Consider the following 16,757-nt stretch of genomic DNA (forward strand, 5'->3'; position numbering starts at 1 on the left):
CGCAATGGACGACCCAGATCATCAATGGAGCATCGGTATGACCGAAGACCCGAGTCCACTTTTCGGCCGATGTTCCAAGGCCCCAGAAGGCCCGCCCGCCCCGGTTTCGGCCGGTCCAGCGCCGAATTCGGTCGCTTTCAGAACTAATTTTTTCCCTGATTTTTTGATCATGCGATTACTGTTAATCACGCATTAATCCCGATCATCAATTCTTACGGAATTGGGGATGGCTTCGGGAAATGACATGTCTTCGGTGGTAACGCAGCAATATATGCGCGGCCGGCTTATCGCGGTGATCGTTGGTTTCGTTGTAACGGTGGCAGTTGGCACCGGTTTTTTGCTTTGGCAGATACAGGCGACGAAGAATCAGGCGCGTTTCGGCGCCGTCGTCGGCTACATGGCCGATGCAACCAATGATGTGATCCACAATGCACTGCGTCTTGAACAGGCCAGCCTGAAGGACAACGGCGCGGATACCGGTCCTGCACTCGATCCCGAAGAACTCAAGACAGCGTTGCTGCGCCTGGAAGCCGCTTACAACACGCTGGAGATCGCCACGCAGGGCGAGGTCTCCACGCTGGAGAGCCGACGGATCACCCATGAGGAGGGCGCGGCAACGGCGACCGCCGGCAGCGAGGCCGCTGCTCCCCTGATCACCGGCATCACGCTCAGCAACGTTCCGGACTCGGTTCGCGATATCTGGCTGGGCGAAGCCAACGGAACCTCCCTGCGCCTGCAGATCCGCGACGTCGTCTCGCTCGCCAACAGGCTCGATGTCTTCACCGACTACGGAAGCAGCGCCGCGCGGCGCGTCTTCAACGAGCTCCAGACCCTGGCCAACAATCAGGTGCGCCCGGAGCTGAAGCGCATATCGGATTCGCTCCACAAGGAAGTGATCGGCACCTATGGCACGCTGCAATGGGGACTTCTGGGCGTCTCGCTGGCCATCGTCTCCGCCTGTCTGCTGATTGCCGGACGTGTCTTCGTGCCGATGATGAACCGCGTGTCGAAAGCGCATCAGGACCTGCATGACGCCAACATTTCCCTGGCGTCCGAGAAGATCAAGGCCCAGTCGGCCGACCGGACCAAGTCGGAATTCCTGGCGAATATGAGCCATGAGATCCGCACGCCGATGAACGGCGTGATGGGCATGGCCGAACTCCTGGCACGCACCAATCTCGACCAGCGTCAGGCGATGTTCGTCGATGTCATCGTCAAGTCCGGCACCGCGCTGCTGACCATCATCAACGACATTCTGGATTTCTCGAAGATCGACGCGGGCCAGTTGAAGCTCGACACCGCCCCATTCAAGCTGGGCGAGGCGATCGAGGATGTGGCCGCCCTGGTCTCGACGCGGGTGGCGGAAAAGGATCTGGAGCTGATCGTCCGCGTCGACCCCGACCTGCCGCTCTCCTTCATCGGCGATGTCGGCCGCTTCCGGCAGGTGGCCACGAACCTCGTCGGCAACGCCGTCAAGTTCACCGAGCGCGGCCATGTCCTGATCGACGTTTCGGGCACGGTCAGGGACGGCTCCGCGCTGGTCACGATCAGTGTCGAGGATACCGGCATCGGCATCCCGCAGGACAAGCTGGATGTGGTGTTCGAAAAATTCGCCCAGGTGGATTCCTCCTCGACCCGCCGCCATGAAGGCACCGGCCTCGGCCTGGCGATCGCCTCCCGGCTGGTCGAGCTGATGGGCGGTTCGATGCAGGCGAAGAGCGAGATCGGTAAGGGTTCGACCTTTGCCTTCACGATCCCCCTCGAGGTGGATCACGCCAACTGCACGCCCAAGACCGCCCCGATCGACGTTTCCGGCTCCCGTGTCTTCGTCATCGACGACAACCCGATCAACCGCGAGATCCTGCTCGAACAGCTGAAGAGCTGGGGCTTCGAATGCGCCGCCGCGGAAAGCGGCGCCGTGGGACTGGCGTTCCTCGAACGCTCGGTTCAGCTCGATGCGCGGGTCGATTGCGTCATCCTCGACTATCAGATGCCGGACATGAACGGCGCCGATGTCGCCAAGCGCATCAAGGCCAACCCCGCCACCGCAGACATCCCGCTCGTGCTGCTGACCTCGGTCGACCAGGCCGACACCAGCCGTCTGGCCATGGAATGCGGCATCGCCGCGCAGCTCAACAAGCCCACCCGCTCGTCCGCCCTGCTCGAAACCATCGTTTCCGTGATGCAGGCCGCCCGCGCCGGCAGCGACATGCCGGCGCCGCAGCCCATTCAACTGCGGCCGGCGCAGACGCGCCTCTCCAACGCCGTCGAGCGCGGCCTGTCGAGTTCGCGGAGCCAGCGGGGCGAAGGGCTGGATGTCCTCGTCGCCGAGGACAACGAGGTCAATCAGCTCGTCTTCAGCCAGGTGCTCGACGGTCTTGGCCTGCGCTATCGCATTGCCGGAAACGGCAAGACGGCGGTCGAGATGCATCGCGCATTCCGGCCGAAGATCATGCTGATGGACGTCTCCATGCCGGAGATGAACGGCTATGAGGCGACAGGCGCGATCCGCCAGACGGAAGCCGCGACCGGCGATCACACGCCGATCATCGGCATCACGGCGCATGCGCTGAAGGGCGATCGCGAGAAATGCCTGGACGCCGGCATGGACGACTATCTGTCGAAGCCCATCTCGCCGCAGAAGCTGGCCGACATGATCGAACGCTGGATGAGCGACGAGAAACTGGCCGCGACCGCCTGACTGATTGGTTCCTGGCTATCAACTATCTGGAATTCGGCCTGCGTAGAAAGCCGATCGGGATCGTGCCGCGCGGTCCCGGCTAAAGGTCTTCCTGGATGAAGCGTTCAGACGCGTGGATGCAGACCATGTCCAGACGCCCTTCGCCCACATTCACGAAACGATGCGGAATCTGCGCGCCGACCACAACGATGTCGCCCGGCCCCGCGCGGGTCGTCTCGCCATCGACGGTGAATTCGGCTTCCCCGGAGCGGACCACCCAGGTTTCCGAATAGGGGTGGCGGTGCAGAACGGGGCCATGGCCGGGCGGACTGTCCATCAGGAACAGAGAGACATCGCTGCCGTAAGGTTCGCCCTCGAAAGCGATCGTCCGGTTGACGCTTGGCTTCTGCTCGCTGCGGCGTAGCACCTGGTACATCTTCCTCTCCTCAATCCTCGACCGGTGGGTCGGTTCGCGGAACGCTCCGCTGCTCCATCACATTGCCCTCCCGCACATCTGCGGACACCACCCGATCAAGGGAAAATCTCCGCCAGGCATGCAACCGGAGCCTCCGGCAAGGGCAATATATCTTGACACAAAGATATAGTCCATTTTATCTTGATGTCAAGATACATAGGCCCAGGAGATTTCCATGCCAGACAAGGACGTCCCCGAGCGAACCCGCGAGGATCACGTCGACCGCCTGCGCGACCAGTGGGCGCGCGAGCTGCCCGATCTCGACACGATGCCGATGACCGTTCTCGGCCGCATCTACCGCCTATCCAATCTGGTTCGCCCCGGCATAGAAGCAACATTTGCAGGGTTCGGGCTGGATCGCGGCGAATTCGACGTCATCGCGACGCTGCGCCGCGCGGGACCGCCTTACCGCCTCACTCCCACGGAGCTCTACACATCGCTGATGATCTCGTCCGGTGGCCTCACCCATCGCCTCGGGCGCCTGGGAAAGGCCGGACTGATCGAGCGCCTGCCATCGCCCGACGACGGCCGCAGCATGATCGTCGCCCTCACCCAGGCGGGCCGGGAGCGCGCCGAGGCGGCGTTCCGCGCCGACATGGCCGGCGAGGCGGATCTGTTGGCCGGCATGGACCCGGCGCGCCGGGAAGCCCTGGCGGGACTGCTGAGGGAATTGACGCTGATGCTTGGCGACCGGCTCTCGGAGAAGAACAGCTGACGGCGCCTATTCGGCGGCCGTGCGCCGCGCGAACCGCTTTTCAATATATTCGCCGACCATTTTTTCAAAATCCTCGGCGATGTCCGCGCCGCGCAGGGTCGCGGCCTTCTTGCCGTCGATGAAGACCGGTGCCGCCGGGGTCTCGCCGGTGCCGGGCAGCGAGATGCCGATATCGGCATGCTTCGATTCGCCCGGCCCGTTGACGATGCAGCCCATCACCGCGACCTTCAGCGCCTCGACGCCGGGGTATTTCTTGCGCCAGACCGGCATGTTCTTGCGCAGGTCGGCCTCGATCTTCTGCGCCAGCTCCTGGAACACCGTGGATGTCGTGCGGCCGCAACCCGGACAGGCTGCCACCACGGGGACGAACTGCCGAAAACCCATCGTCTGCAGCAGCTCCTGCGCCACCTGCACCTCGCGGCTGCGGTCGCCGCCCGGCTCAGGCGTCAGGGAGATGCGGATCGTGTCGCCGATGCCCTGCTGCAGCAGAATGCCCATCGCCGCCGAGGATGCGACGATACCCTTGGTGCCCATGCCGGCCTCGGTCAGCCCCAGATGCAGCGCGTGGTTCGAGCGCCGGGCGAGTTCCGTGTAGACCGCGATCAGGTCCTGCACCTGGCTGACCTTGGCGGACAGGATGATGCGGTCGCGCCCGAGACCGATCTCCTCGGCCAGCTCTGCCGAAAGCAGCGCCGACTGCACGATGGCCTCGCGCGTCACCTCCTGGGCGGTCATCGGCGAGCCGTTCGCCTGATTGTCGTCCATGAGATGCGTCAGCAGCTCCTGGTCCAGCGATCCCCAGTTGACGCCGATGCGCACCGGCTTGTCGTACTTGATCGCCGTCTCGATGATGGCGGCGAACTGCTTGTCCTTCTTGTCCTTGAAGCCGACATTACCCGGATTGATCCGGTACTTCGCCAGAGCCTCGGCGCAGGCCGGATGATCCGCCAGCAGCTTGTGCCCGATATAATGGAAGTCGCCGATCAGCGGCACGAAGATGCCGACGCGTTCCAGCCGTTCGCGGATCTTCGGCACTGCCGCCGCGGCCTCGTCCCGGTCGACCGTGATGCGCACCAGCTCGGAGCCCGCCCGGTGCAGCGCCGCGACCTGGGCCACCGTCCGGTCCACATCGGCCGTGTCCGTATTGGTCATCGATTGCACGACGACCGGCGCATCCCCGCCGACGATGACGTTCGCGACCGCAACGCCGACGGCATCGCGCCGTGGAAAGGGCGATGAAAAATAGCCGCTCATGGACTTGCTGGCCGTGAAGGTTCCGGTCATGGGGGAACTGTCCCGATTTCAACCGCGTCGGGCCTGACGTGGCCGAGCACGGCCCGAATGTCAATGCCGCGACGACCGATTGCGACGCCGCAACGCGCTTGACAGACCGCCGCGCCGCCGTTCTGCTGCGTCGCAGCATAACATCTCCAGACGCCGAGGACCACATGAGCGCTGCACCGTCAACCGCCAGCAAGACCGCCATCGTCACAGGCTCGACATCCGGCATCGGCCTGGGCGTCGCCGAGGCCCTCGCCGCCGGCGGTTGCAACGTCGTGCTCAACGCGTTCACCGACGATCCGGCGGATCACGCCCTGGCAAGCGCCCTCGCGGCCCGGCATGGGGTTGAAGCCGCCTATGTCTGCGCCGACATGGCGGTGCCCGAAGCCTGCCGAGCGCTCGTCGAGGAGACGGCGCGGCGCTTCGGCGGCGTCGACATCCTGGTCAACAATGCCGGCATCCAGCATGTGGCGCCGGTCGAGGCGTTCCCGACCGACCGGTGGAACGCCATCCTGGCAATCAACCTGTCATCGGCGTTCCACACCATCGCCGCCGCGATCCCGCACATGAAGCGGGCGGGCTGGGGCCGCATCGTCAACATCGCCTCGGCGCACGGCCTGCGCGCATCGCCCTTCAAGGCCGCCTATGTCGCGGCGAAGCATGGCGTGGTCGGCCTGACGAAGACCGTGGCGCTCGAACTGGCGGACGACCGGATCACCTGCAACGCCATCTGCCCCGGCTATGTGCTGACGCCGCTCGTCGAGGCGCAGATTCCCGACCAGATGAAGGTGCACGGAATGGATCGCGACACGGTGGTGCGCGAGGTGATGCTCGCCCGTCAGCCGACCCGCACATTCGTCACCGTCGATGAGGTGGGCGGCTTCGTCACCTTCCTTTGCTCGGATCACGCCGCGCAGATCACGGGCGCCGCGCTTCCGATGGATGGCGGGTGGACGGCGCAATAGGGGCCGACCTCAGCGGTTTCCGGGCCGCGCCGCGGTCAGGGCGATCTCCATCAGGATGATCAGGCGCCGGGCGCCCTCTATGGCCGGCTTGCCGCAGATGCGGCGCACGCGCATGCCTTCGATGCCGTCGAGCAGGACCTCCGTGAGCGCCCGCGACGACAGGCCGAGCCGCTCCAGATCGGCGCCAGTGCGGCCGGCTTCCTCCGAAACCGCCTTCTCGACGGCCTCCGCAAGACCTTCCCGCCATTCGGCGATGATGTCCGAGGCGATCTTGTTCTCCATGTCGAGGATCTCCTCGCCGTGCGCCGACTTGTCGATCATCTCCATCAGGCCGAACAGCGCGCGGTCGAGCGCGGTCATCAGCCGCTCGCCGAACGTCCCTTTGCCGTCCAGTCCTGCCCGTGCGTCTGCCAGAGACCGCGTGAGAATGGCCGCGCCGATGGCGCGGAAGATGTCGGCCTTGTTGCGAAACTGAAGATAAAGCGTCGGCCGCGAGACTTCGGCGGCGCGCGCAATGTCGTCCATCGTAGTGCGGGCAAAGCCGTAGGCAAGAAAAACCTGCATGGCGCCATCGAGGATGCGCCCCCTTTTTGGGTCAATCGTGCTGTCAGCGGCCAGGTTCATCATTGGATACAATCTACCTTCACTTCAGAAGTTGACAAAAAAACGGATTTTGTCAATATGTCGTCGCCCTGCGCGCCGGCCCGCCTTCGACGGGCTTTTTGTGCGCGCAAGCCGACTCAATACAACAACAAAGATCGTTGATGTCAGGAGTGTATTACGTTCGGCTTTTTTGCCACGCAGGCTTGGGATATACGGGCGTGTTTTGCAGAAAAGCGCACCACTGCTGATTGAATACTGAGCGCCGCATTCCCATATCGCGCCGATCCCTGATCGACAGGCCGATTCCACCGCACCGGAAAATGACATGCCGAAGATAAGGTTCCACAAAATTGCCGCCATCGCCGTCCTGGTTGCGACCGCGGCCTGGATCGCCACCGGAGAATTCTCCTCCGTCGGCAGCGCCAGCGAGGAAGCACAGACCATCGCCGACAGGCCGGAAAATGCTCCGGCCGCCGCGCAGGTGGTGGTCGTGGCGACACCGCCGCGCATGGATCACTCCCGCACCATCCGCATTTCGGGTCTGACATCCGCCGACAAGCGCACGGCGCTCGCCTCCCGCTCCGGCGGCATCATCACCGAACTCCCGGTCTCCAAGGGACAGCGGGTGCGCAGCGGCGACCTGATCCTGCGCCTCGAGACCGAGGGCAAGGAAGCGGCCGTCGAGACCGCCCGCCAGGTTCTGGCCCAGCGCGAAGCCGAGTCTGAGGCGGCAAACAGGCTTGCCAAGACCGGCAATCTCGCGCGCCTGCAGCTCGACAGCGCCCGTTCGGCGCTGGCGACCGCCCGCTCGCAGCTCGAGGCGGCTGAGGCCGAGCTCGCCCGCATCACGGTGATCGCGCCGTTCGACGGCGTGATCGACCGGGTCGACGTGGAACTCGGTTCCTCCATCGCTCAGGGGGCCGAGGTGGCGACGCTTCTCAAGCTCGATCCGGTGATCGCCGTCGGCGAAGTGAGCGAGCACGATCTCGCCTCCGTCGACCCCGACGACCAGGCCGACGTGCGCCTCGTCAACGGCCAGACCGTGAACGGCAAGGTACGCTTCGTCAGCCGTGAGGCATCGGAGCAGACCCGCACCTTCCGCGTCGAGGTGGCGATCCCCAATCCCGACGGGGCCATCCCTGCCGGCATGACCGCCGAGATCGACATCCATGCGGAGCCGGTCGAGGCGGTTGCCCTGCCGCGTTCGGTCGTGACCCTCAATCAGGATGGGGAACTCGGCGTCCGCGCCGTGGACGCCGAGAGCAAGGTCGTCTTCTATCCCATCGATCTCGTCGACGACACGCCCAAGGCCCTTTATCTCGCCGGCATTCCGGCCGACGCCCGCATCATCGTTTCGGGACAGGACCTCGTCGCCGAGGGCGATGCCGTGACGGCGCAGCCCGCGGATGAGAAACTGATCCAGGAGCTGGCGAAGACGCTCGCCTCCGACCTCAACTAGCCCCAAGCGCGCGACCAGCGACCCACGATAGGAATCCAGATGGATATCGTCCGTATCGCAATCCAGAACGCCAGGCTCACGCTCTCCATTCTGCTGTTCTTCGTTGTCGCCGGCGCGCTTGCCTACGTCAACATTCCGAAGGAAGCCGAACCGGACGTTCCTATCCCGATCATCTATGTCAGCCTGAGCTATCAGGGCATTTCGCCGGAAGATTCCGAGCGCCTCCTCTTACGGCCGATCGAGACACGGCTGAAGAGCCTGGAAGGCGTCAAGGAGATGCGCTCGGCCGCCTATCAGGGCGGCGGCTTCGTCCTGGTTGAATTCCAGGCGGGTTACGACTTCTCCAACGCCATTGAGGACGTCCGCGCCAAGGTGGCCGACGCGCGCGGCGAGCTACCGCAGAGCGCCGACGAACCGTCCGTGCACGAGGTGAACATCTCCGAATTCCCGATTCTGGTGGTGACGCTGGCCGGCAACGTGCCCGAACGCGTCCTGTCGGCATCAGCGCGCGAACTGCGCGACCGCATCGAGGAGATCCCCGGCGTTCTGGAAGGCACGCTGCAGGGCTCGCGCGACGAGCTGGTCGAAATCCTGATCGACCCGATGAAGCTCTCTTCCTATGGCCTCCAGCTCGACCAGCTGATCAGCGCCGTCGGCGCATCCAACAGCCTGGTGGCGGCCGGCGAGCTCGAGGGCCAGGACGGACGCTATGCCGTCAAAGTGCCGTCGCTCATCGAGACGGTCGAGGACGTCGCCAACCTGCCGGTCGTCTCGAGCCCCAACGCCGTGGTCCGCGCGAGGGATCTTGCCGGAATCCGCTCGACCTTCGCCGATGCGCAGAGCGTGACCCGCCTGAACGGCAAGAAGGCCATCGCCATCGAAGTGAAGAAGCGCGTCGGCTCCAATCTGGTCGAGACCGTCGACGCCGTCAAAGCCGCCGCCAAGGAGTTCGAGGAGAACAGCAAGGCCGAGATCACCGTGTCCTACAGCCAGGACAAGTCGGTGATGATCCGGGACATGCTGAGCGAGCTGCAGAACCATGTTCTGATCGCCGTCATCCTCGTCTTCATCGTCGTGCTCTACACGCTCTCGGGGCGCGCCTCGCTGCTGATCGGCCTTGCCGTTCCCGCCTCGTTCCTGATGGGCATCTACGCGCTTTCGCTGGGCGGGTTCACCGTCAACATGGTGGTGCTGTTCAGCCTCATCCTGGCGGTCGGCATGCTCGTCGACGACGCGATCATCGTCACCGAGTTCGCCGAACGGCGCATGTCCGAGGGCATGGACAAGGTGCAGGCCTACGAACTGGCCGCCAAGCGCATGGCCGGCCCGGTGATCGCAGCCACCATGACCCGTGTCGCCGCCTTCTCGCCCCTCCTGTTCTGGCCGGGCATCGTCGGCGAGTTCATGAAATATCTGCCGATCACGCTGATCGTCACCCTCTCGGCGTCGATGATCTATGCCCTGATCTTCACCCCCACGCTGGGCGCGATCTTCGCCAAGGCGCATGTGGAGGAGAAACCGAAGCCGGACGGCTGGTACATGGGCCTGGTCAAGCAGGCGGTGCGCTTCCCCAAGACGGTGATCGTTCTGACCATCGGTCTTCTGGGCGGCATCATCTACAGCTACTCGCAGTACGGCGCCGGCGTGGAGTTCTTCCCCAACGTCGAACCCGAATACGGCCTGATGTACGTGCACGCGCGCGGCAACCTCTCGCTCGACGAGATGGATCGCCTGGTGAAGCCGGCCGAGGACAAGCTCCTCAACTGGCCCGGGATCGAATCCGTCTACACCCGCGTCGGCAAGACGCGCGGCGGCGGCCAGGACATCGACGAGGACGTGATCGGCGTCATCCAGTACGAGTTCGTCGACTGGCGCGAGCGTGCGCCGGCCAGCGAGATCCTCAACGATCTGCGCGCCGAGCTTGCCGGCACGCCCGGCGTCGAGGTCGAGGTTCGGGTGCCCGATGCCGGGCCGCCGACCGGCCAGGCCATCCAGATCCGCCTGTCCGCCACGGATCCCGCCGGCCTCGGTGACCAGGCGGCCGCCGTCGCCAAGGCCATCTCGGACATCCCAGGCGTCATCGATGTCGGCGACGGCCTGCCGCCGCCCGGCATCGACTGGGCGATCAAGGTGGATCGCGCCAAGGCCGCCCAGTACGGCATCAGCCCGGTCTCCGTCGGCACCGTGGTCCAGCTCGTCACCACCGGCCTGAAGCTCTCCGAGTACCGACCAGCCGGGGTGGACGACGCCGTGGACATCCGCCTGCGCCTGCCGGAAGACCGTCGCACCCTGTCGACGCTCGACCAGCTGCGCGTGCAGACCGCCAACGGTCCGGTGCCGATCTCCAACTTCATGACCCGCGAACCGGAGCGTGCGACCGGCACGCTCAACCGGATCGACGGGATGCGCACCATCGTCGTCAGCGCCAACGTCGCCAGCGGCTTCCAGGTGGCGGCGGTCCAGGCCAATGTGAACCAGGCCCTGAACGACATGGATCTCGGCGCCACGCGCTGGAAGCTCGCCGGCTCCAACGAGGAAAGCGAGGAGGCGAGCGCCTTCCTGTCGAAAGCCTTCGGCGCCGCGATCTTCCTGATCTTCGTCGTGCTGCTGGCGCAGTTCAACAAGTTCACCAGCGTCTTCCTCGTGCTGATGACCGTGGTCATGGCGACCATCGGTGTGTTCCTCGGCCTGCTGATCACGGGACAGCCCTTCGGCATCGTCATGTCGGGCATCGGCGTGATCGCGCTAGCCGGCGTGGTGGTCAACAACAACATCGTGCTGATCGACACCTATGATCGTCTGCGCCGCGAGGGCTGGAAGAAGCAGGAAGCGATCCTGCAGACCTGCCGCGAGCGCGCGCGGCCGGTCATGCTGACGGCGATCTCGGCGGTGCTTGGCGTTCTGCCGATCGCCTTCGGCTTCGGTCTGGAACTCTTCCATCACACGGTGACCATCGGTGCGCCGTCGACCCAGTGGTGGATCGCCTTGTCCGGCGCCATCGTCTACGGCCTGTCCTTCGCCACGCTGCTGACGCTCATCGTCACGCCGGCGGCGCTGATGATCTTCACCCGCGAGACGCTGCCCGCCGGCGCCAAGCGGCGCAGCCTGCTGGCGCGCCTGTTCCGTCGCAAGGAGAAGAAGGAGGAGCCCGTCGCCGACAATGTCGACCTGCCCTCCAGCGCCTATCCCAACGCTGCGGAGTAGCATCGGCCGGGCGGGCGCGGCGCGCGCATGCCAGTAAGGACGAAACGGGCCGGGGGTTCGCCGAAACCTCCGGCCCGTTTTCTTTGGCGGGAACCCAGTCCCGTCCGGCACGTTGATCCCGTACAGTTCAACCGTGCGAGGACAACATCATGTCGCTTGGGACGATCCTCATCATCATCCTCATCCTTGTCTTGCTCGGCGCTTTCCCCGCCTGGCCTCATTCACGCGGCTGGGGCTATGGCCCCTCCGGCATCCTCGGGCTGGTCTTGGTGATCGTGCTGATCCTGATGTTGATGGGCCGGATCTGATCCGGCCTCTCACTCGGCAGGTTGCGCGGCGATCGTGTCCGCGGAGCGGACGAGATGCGCCATGGACAGGACGATGGCGAGCATGATCGCGAAGGCGATGAAGATCGGCGCGAAACCCGTCCGCTCGGCCACGAAACCGACAAGCGACGGCGCGAGCAGCATGCCCGAATAGCCGATCGTCGTCGTCACGCTCATGCCCGCGCCCGGTGAAAGGCCGGGCTGGTTGCCCGCGGCCGAGAAGACGATCGGCACCATGTTGGCGATGCCCAGGCCAGCGAGCGCGAAGGCGACGACCGCGATCAGCGGCGACGGCGCGAGCCCCGCGCCGAGCATGCCGATTGTGGCCACCACGCCCGAATAGCGCAGGGTCCGGACCGCCCCCAGGCGGTTCCGCAACCCGTCTCCGGCGAATCGCATCACCGCCATCGTTCCCGAGAAGGCCGTATAGGCCAGGCTTGCCTGCGCGATGCCGGCGCCCATCTCCTGCCGCATGTAGAGCGCCGCCCAGTCGAGCACGGCCCCCTCCGGAAGCATGCAGAAAAGGGCGAGAACGCCTGTCAGATAGACGAGCGGATTGCGCGGCAGGCCGCCGCGCCGTCCGCCTGCGGCCCGCCCGGCCGGCCGGCTCTCGACGATCAGGAAAGGCAGGGCGGCGAGGACGATGGCGAAGGCAAACGCCACCACCAGCCCGACATGGGTGACATGCCCGAACCGCTCGATGAGCAGCCCGCCGACCCCCGCCCCGACGAAACCGCCCAGGCTCCAGAAGCCGTGCGACGACGACATCACCGCCCGGCGCAGGCCGCGTTCCACGGCGACGGCGTTGGAATTCATCGAAATATCCATCGCGCCCAGAAACCCGCCGAACAGGACCAGCGCCGCCACGATCTGCCAGATCTGCGTGGCGAAAGCCAGTCCGGCGAAGGAGAGGACACAGACCGTGGCGGTGATGCGCAGGATGGCCCGTGAGCCGAACCGGCCGATCAGATAGCCGCAGAGCGGCATGGCCAGAACCGCGCCGGAGCCGAACACCAGGATCAGCAGGCCGAGCGCCGTTTCGCTGAGCCCGAACCGGCTCGCCACGAGCGGGATCTGCGGCGCCCAGCTGCCGATCATGAAACCGTTGACGAAGAAACAGGCCGCGACGGCCCAGCGGCCGAGCGCCGCATTGCTGATGGACATTGAAGGGCTCCGCAAAGAAAACGGCGCGACAGGCCCGGTCTGGCCTCGGTCGCGCCGAATTTAAATCGGTTTAACCCGCTCCGTCAATCACCGCTTTCGAAGACGACCAGCAGGTCCTTGGCGTCGATCTGATCGCCGGCCTTGACCAGGACCTCGGCAATCGTCCCGTCGCGTTCGGCATGCAGCGCCGTCTCCATCTTCATCGCCTCGATCGACAGAACGACATCGCCGGACCGCACGGTCTGGCCCGGCTTGACGGCAAGCGTCGAGACGACACCCGGCATCGGCGCGCCCATATGGGCGTCGTTGCCAGGTTCCGCCTTACGCCGCGCCGCCGCTGCCGAGGCGCCATGCACCCGGTCCGGCACCTTGACGCGCCGCGGTTGGCCGTTCAGCTCGAAGAACACGGTGACCATGCCCTTCTCGTCCACCTCGCCCACGGCCAGACAGCGGATCACCAGCGTCTTGCCGCGTTCGATGTCGACGAGAATCTCGTCCTCCGGCTCCATGCCGTAGAAATAGACAGGCGTCGGCAGGACGCTGACCGGGCCGTAATTTTCCGCCGCGGCCGCGAAATCGGCGAAGACCTTCGGATACATCAGCGACGAGGCGAACTCGAACTCGCTGATCTTGCGCCCGAGCTTTTCCTCCACGGCCTTGCGGTCCGCCGCAAGGTCCGCCGGCTTGAGCAGCGAGCCCGGCCTGACCGTGATCGGCTCAGCGCCCTTCAGGACCTTCTTCTGCAGCGCCGCCGGCCAGCCGGAAGGCGGCTGCCCCAGATCGCCGCGCAGCATCGACACCACCGAGTCCGGGAAGGCGATGTCCTTCTCCGGGTTCTCGACATCCGCCACCGTCAGGTCCTGGCTGACCATCATCAGCGCCATGTCGCCGACGACCTTGGACGACGGCGTCACCTTGACGATGTCGCCGAACATCATGTTGACGTCGTGATAGGCGCGCGCCACCTCGTGCCAGCGCGTCTCCAGCCCGAGGGACCGGGCCTGCTCCTTCAGGTTAGTGAACTGGCCGCCCGGCATCTCGTGCAGATAGACCTCCGATGCCGGTCCCTTGAGATCGCTTTCGAACGCCGCATACTGGTTGCGCACCGCTTCCCAGTAGAACGACACGCGGCGCACCCATTCGCGGTCGAGACCCGTATCGCGCGGGTCGCCCTTCAGCGCTTCGACGATGGAGCCGAGGCAGGGCTGCGAGGTGTTGCCCGACAGTGCGTCCATCGCCGCGTCGACCGCATCGACGCCGCTCTCCACGGCGGCGAGCACCGTCGCGGCGGAAATGCCGGACGTGTCGTGCGTGTGGAAATGCAGCGGCAGGTCCGTCGCCTCGCGCAGCGCCTTGAACAGCACCCGCGCCGCCGCCGGCTTCAGGAGGCCGGCCATGTCCTTGATGGCGATGATGTGTGCACCGGCCGCTTCCAGTTCCTTGGCCAGGGCCACATAATATTTAAGATCGTACTTGGCGCGCTCGGGATCGAGGATGTCGCCCGTATAGCAGATCGTCGCCTCGCACAGCTTGCCTTCCGCACCCACGGCGTCCATCGCGACGCGCATGTTCTCGACCCAGTTCAGGCAGTCGAAGACGCGGAACAGGTCGATGCCGCCGGCGGCCGCCTGCTTGACGAAATGCTGCACCACATTGTCGGGATAATTGGTGTAGCCGACGCCATTCGCGCCGCGCAGAAGCATCTGCAGAAGGAGGTTCGGCGCCCCTTCGCGGATAACGGAAAGGCGCTCCCACGGATCTTCCGTGAGAAAGCGCATGGAGACGTCGAATGTCGCACCGCCCCAGCATTCGAGCGACAACAATTCCGGCAGGGCACGCGCATAGACGCCGGCAATGCGTGCCATGTCGAAGGTTCGCATGCGGGTCGCCAGCAGCGACTGATGACCGTCGCGCATGGTCGTGTCGGTGATGAGCGTGCGCTTTTCGGCGCGCATCCATTTGGCGAAGCCCTCCGGACCGAGCGCGTCGAGCCTCTGCTTCGTGCCATCGGGGATAGGCGCTTCAAGATAAGGCACACGCGGGGCTGCCGCTTCTGCATTCGGCTTGGCGCGGCCGCGCGCTTCCGGATGACCGTTGACCGTCACGTCCGCCAGGTAGTTCAGAAGCTTGGTGGCGCGGTCCTGCCGCTTCACCTGCGTGAACAGTTCCGGTGTCTGGTCGATGAACCGCGTGGTGTAGGAGGCATCGCGGAACTTCGGATGACCGATGATCGCCTCGAGGAAGGTCAGGTTCGTCGCCACCCCGCGGATGCGGAACTCGCGCAGCGCGCGGTCCATACGGGAGATTGCCTCCTGCGGCGTCGGCGCCCAGGCCGTCACCTTCTCGAGCAGCGGGTCGTAGAAGCGGGTGATCACCGCGCCCGAATAGGCCGTGCCGCCATCGAGCCGGATGCCGAAGCCGGTCGCGCCGCGATAGGCGGTGATGCGGCCATAGTCGGGAATGAAGTTCTGCTCCGGGTCCTCGGTGGTGATACGGCACTGGAGCGCATGGCCGTTCAGGCGCACATCGGCCTGCGCCGGCACGCCGGAGCGCGGATCGCCGATCTTCTCGCCCTCGAGGATGTGGATCTGCGCCTTGACGATATCGACGCCCGTCACCTCCTCGGTCACCGTATGCTCCACCTGGATGCGCGGATTGACCTCGATGAAGTAGAAGGCGCCCGTGTCGGCATCCATCAGGAACTCGACCGTGCCGGCGCCCACATAGTCGGTGGCTTCGGCGATCTTCAGCGCGTAGCCGCACAGCTCGGCGCGCCGGGCATCGTCGAGATAGGGCGCGGGCGCCCGCTCGACGACCTTCTGGTTGCGCCGCTGGATCGAGCAGTCGCGCTCGAAAAGGTGCACCGCATTGCCGTGCGTGTCGCCCAGCACCTGCACTTCGACGTGGCGCGCGCGCTCGACCAGCTTTTCGAGATAGACCTCGTCCTTGCCGAAGGCGGCCTTCGCCTCGCGCTTTGCCTCCATCACCTCCGAGGCCAGGTCCTTGGCGTTGCGGATCGCGCGCATGCCGCGCCCGCCGCCGCCCCAGGATGCCTTCAGCATCACCGGGTAGCCGATCTCCTCGGCCATCCCGGCAACCTTGACCATGTCGTCGGGCAACGGTTCCGTCGCGGGCACGACCGGCACGCCGACATCGATGGCCAGGTTGCGCGCAGCCACCTTGTTGCCCAGCCGGCGCATCGTTTCGGGCTTCGGGCCGATGAAGGTAATGCCGGCTTCGGCGCAGGCCTCGGCGAATTCCGGGCTTTCCGACAGGAGCCCGTAGCCCGGATGAATGGCGTCGGCGCCGGAAAGTCGGGCGACGCGGATCACTTCCTCGATCGACAGGTAGCTCTCGATCGGCCCGAGATCGCGGTCGAGATGCGGCCCCCGGCCAACCTGGTAGGATTCGTCGGCCTTGAACCGGTGCAGCGAATACTTGTCCTCTTCGGCCCAGATGGCCACCGTTCGGATGTCGAGCTCGTTGGCGGCTCGGAAGACGCGGATGGCAATTTCAGAACGGTTTGCGACGAGGATCTTTCTAATCTGCACTGGCAATGCTCCGGGAAGAGTATGAAAGCTGCGACGAACCGTGAGGGCACGCGCATCTCTGCCCCGCGCCAAACGGCCGGCCATGATTAGCGCGCTCCATGCTGCGGTGCAAACTTTCTTGACGCTAGGGGAGCCGAATGGGCTCTTTCGTGGCCACGATTGTCCGGTCCCGCAGAACGTTCCACCGCCCCCCGCGCGGGATGAGGGACAGCCTCTTTCTCACAAATGCTGAAGATCAAACATGAAAGGGGCGGGCGGCGACATTGATGGTTGATGCGCGGCATTGGGTGTTCGGTCCTTCCTGCCGCGTTGGCGCCCGCCCCTCATCCGGCCC

General features: G+C 65.2%; 12 protein-coding genes. 6 read left to right on the plus strand and 6 right to left on the minus strand.

Features of this window, described 5'->3' with window-relative positions; genetic code table 11:
• Positions 1-226 precede the first annotated feature (226 nt).
• Positions 227-2,701 carry a hybrid sensor histidine kinase/response regulator gene (locus NA2_RS10920; RefSeq protein ID WP_008596869.1) on the plus strand — a complete coding sequence of 825 codons (2,475 nt, stop codon included), beginning with the start codon at positions 227-229 and terminating at the stop codon, positions 2,699-2,701.
• 79 nt (positions 2,702-2,780) lie between these two features.
• On the opposite strand, the gene NA2_RS10925 is transcribed toward NA2_RS10920, so the two are convergent.
• Positions 2,781-3,116 carry a cupin domain-containing protein gene (locus NA2_RS10925; protein ID WP_008596870.1) on the minus strand — a complete coding sequence of 112 codons (336 nt, stop codon included), beginning with the start codon at positions 3,114-3,116 and terminating at the stop codon, positions 2,781-2,783.
• Between the two features lie 214 nt (positions 3,117-3,330).
• Between NA2_RS10925 and NA2_RS10930 the strand changes: the two genes are divergently transcribed.
• A complete protein-coding gene (locus NA2_RS10930) occupies positions 3,331-3,870 on the plus strand; it encodes a MarR family winged helix-turn-helix transcriptional regulator (protein WP_008596871.1) in 540 nt (179 codons plus the stop codon).
• Positions 3,871-3,876: 6 nt separating this feature from the next.
• On the opposite strand, the gene ispG is transcribed toward NA2_RS10930, so the two are convergent.
• Positions 3,877-5,124 carry a flavodoxin-dependent (E)-4-hydroxy-3-methylbut-2-enyl-diphosphate synthase gene (gene ispG / locus NA2_RS10935; RefSeq protein WP_008596872.1) on the minus strand — a complete coding sequence of 416 codons (1,248 nt, stop codon included), beginning with the start codon at positions 5,122-5,124 and terminating at the stop codon, positions 3,877-3,879.
• 194 nt (positions 5,125-5,318) lie between these two features.
• Here ispG and NA2_RS10940 point away from each other — a divergent pair, with 194 nt between their 5' ends.
• Complete coding sequence (locus tag NA2_RS10940; protein WP_008596873.1) at positions 5,319-6,116, plus strand: 3-hydroxybutyrate dehydrogenase; 798 nt, start codon at positions 5,319-5,321, stop codon at positions 6,114-6,116.
• 9 nt (positions 6,117-6,125) lie between these two features.
• Here the strand turns inward: NA2_RS10940 and NA2_RS10945 are convergent, their stop codons facing one another.
• Together NA2_RS10945 and NA2_RS22160 are read right to left on the minus strand one after the other, a co-directional pair.
• Positions 6,126-6,743, minus strand: coding sequence for a TetR/AcrR family transcriptional regulator (locus tag NA2_RS10945; RefSeq protein ID WP_008596874.1), 618 nt, complete (start codon positions 6,741-6,743; stop codon positions 6,126-6,128).
• A gap of 21 nt (positions 6,744-6,764) precedes the next feature.
• Complete coding sequence (locus NA2_RS22160) at positions 6,765-7,046, minus strand: hypothetical protein (RefSeq protein ID WP_192814174.1); 282 nt, start codon at positions 7,044-7,046, stop codon at positions 6,765-6,767.
• On the opposite strand from NA2_RS22160, the gene NA2_RS10950 reads away from it, so the two are divergent.
• The 3 genes from NA2_RS10950 to NA2_RS21540 all read left to right on the plus strand — a co-directional run bounded on the left by NA2_RS10950 (position 7,045) and on the right by NA2_RS21540 (position 11,690).
• Entirely contained in the window at positions 7,045-8,178 is a 1,134-nt protein-coding gene (locus tag NA2_RS10950) for an efflux RND transporter periplasmic adaptor subunit (RefSeq protein WP_008596875.1), read from the plus strand. The two genes, NA2_RS22160 and NA2_RS10950, sit on opposite strands and share 2 nt — an antisense overlap.
• 39 nt (positions 8,179-8,217) lie before the next feature.
• Complete coding sequence (locus NA2_RS10955; RefSeq protein ID WP_008596876.1) at positions 8,218-11,382, plus strand: efflux RND transporter permease subunit; 3,165 nt, start codon at positions 8,218-8,220, stop codon at positions 11,380-11,382.
• A gap of 149 nt (positions 11,383-11,531) precedes the next feature.
• Positions 11,532-11,690 (plus strand): DUF3309 domain-containing protein, encoded by a 159-nt coding sequence (locus NA2_RS21540; protein WP_008596877.1) that lies wholly within the window; start codon positions 11,532-11,534, stop codon positions 11,688-11,690.
• A gap of 9 nt (positions 11,691-11,699) precedes the next feature.
• On the opposite strand, the gene NA2_RS10965 is transcribed toward NA2_RS21540, so the two are convergent.
• Together NA2_RS10965 and pyc are read right to left on the minus strand one after the other, a co-directional pair.
• Positions 11,700-12,872 (minus strand): MFS transporter, encoded by a 1,173-nt coding sequence (locus tag NA2_RS10965; RefSeq protein WP_008596878.1) that lies wholly within the window; start codon positions 12,870-12,872, stop codon positions 11,700-11,702.
• A gap of 83 nt (positions 12,873-12,955) precedes the next feature.
• Positions 12,956-16,423, minus strand: coding sequence for a pyruvate carboxylase (gene pyc, locus NA2_RS10970; RefSeq protein ID WP_008596879.1), 3,468 nt, complete (start codon positions 16,421-16,423; stop codon positions 12,956-12,958).
• Between the last annotated feature and the right edge of the window lie 334 nt (positions 16,424-16,757).

It is taken from the genome of Nitratireductor pacificus pht-3B (genome assembly GCF_000300335.1).
In the GTDB taxonomy this organism is placed as follows: Bacteria; Pseudomonadota; Alphaproteobacteria; order Rhizobiales; family Rhizobiaceae; genus Nitratireductor; species Nitratireductor pacificus.

Coding starts and splice junctions, on each gene's coding strand:
- NA2_RS10950 (WP_008596875.1), top strand. CDS start 7,045: ATGCCGAAGATAAGGTTCCACAAAATTGCCGCCATCGCCGTCCTGGTT.
- NA2_RS10930 (WP_008596871.1), top strand. CDS start 3,331: ATGCCAGACAAGGACGTCCCCGAGCGAACCCGCGAGGATCACGTCGAC.
- NA2_RS21540 (WP_008596877.1), top strand. CDS start 11,532: ATGTCGCTTGGGACGATCCTCATCATCATCCTCATCCTTGTCTTGCTC.
- NA2_RS22160 (WP_192814174.1), bottom strand. CDS start 7,046: ATGTCATTTTCCGGTGCGGTGGAATCGGCCTGTCGATCAGGGATCGGC.
- NA2_RS10955 (WP_008596876.1), top strand. CDS start 8,218: ATGGATATCGTCCGTATCGCAATCCAGAACGCCAGGCTCACGCTCTCC.
- NA2_RS10940 (WP_008596873.1), top strand. CDS start 5,319: ATGAGCGCTGCACCGTCAACCGCCAGCAAGACCGCCATCGTCACAGGC.
- NA2_RS10945 (WP_008596874.1), bottom strand. CDS start 6,743: ATGATGAACCTGGCCGCTGACAGCACGATTGACCCAAAAAGGGGGCGC.
- NA2_RS10925 (WP_008596870.1), bottom strand. CDS start 3,116: ATGTACCAGGTGCTACGCCGCAGCGAGCAGAAGCCAAGCGTCAACCGG.
- NA2_RS10965 (WP_008596878.1), bottom strand. CDS start 12,872: ATGTCCATCAGCAATGCGGCGCTCGGCCGCTGGGCCGTCGCGGCCTGT.
- ispG (WP_008596872.1), bottom strand. CDS start 5,124: ATGAGCGGCTATTTTTCATCGCCCTTTCCACGGCGCGATGCCGTCGGC.
- NA2_RS10920 (WP_008596869.1), top strand. CDS start 227: ATGGCTTCGGGAAATGACATGTCTTCGGTGGTAACGCAGCAATATATG.